The organism is Mycobacterium kyogaense (genome assembly GCF_003254575.1).
Taxonomy (GTDB): Bacteria; Actinomycetota; Actinomycetes; order Mycobacteriales; family Mycobacteriaceae; genus Mycobacterium; species Mycobacterium kyogaense.
Map to the genome: position 1 here is coordinate 1 of NZ_QJUA01000113.1, position 484 is coordinate 484.

Annotated in this window: 1 protein-coding gene; it reads right to left on the reverse strand. The window is 53.3% G+C overall.

Features of this window, described 5'->3' with window-relative positions; all coding sequences use genetic code 11:
* The coding region (locus DMB80_RS27805) for an SLAC1 family transporter (RefSeq protein WP_476703728.1) at positions 1–430 on the reverse strand (430 nt) is incomplete at its 3' end.
* Between the last annotated feature and the right edge of the window lie 54 nt (positions 431–484).

A 484-nucleotide genomic window follows, 5' to 3' on the forward strand; every position in this document is an offset into this window, starting at 1 on the left:
GTATTGCAATAATAAAATTGGTAAAGATAAACAGCGGCACCGCCAGCGTATGGAAAAATCCATTATCGCTGCCACTCCCCAGATGCAAACCGGTGGTTGCCAGTGCAGATACGCCGAACGAGAAACTCCAGAATGAAGCATTAAATGGCTGGGAGAGATACCATGGCATCAGACGTAGCATAAACAGCAGTTGCAGCAGTCCATAACCGAAAAGCATTTTCGCCAGCGTGTCACCCTCGCCGCCGTTGACGCTCAGCCAGGCACTACAGGCCACCAGCGCAGGAGCGAGCTGAATGCCGAGTGATGTCCGCAGTGCCGTGGGTAATTCTCCCGAACTACGCAGACGCTGCAAGATCACCGGTTCAAGGCTTCGCCATGAGAAAAAGACTACGCCTAAAAACACAAGACCGGCAGCCGTGTAGCCCAACACACCACAGGCCATATCCCAAACACAGGTGTTGGCAACGTTCGGCCAACACCGTCC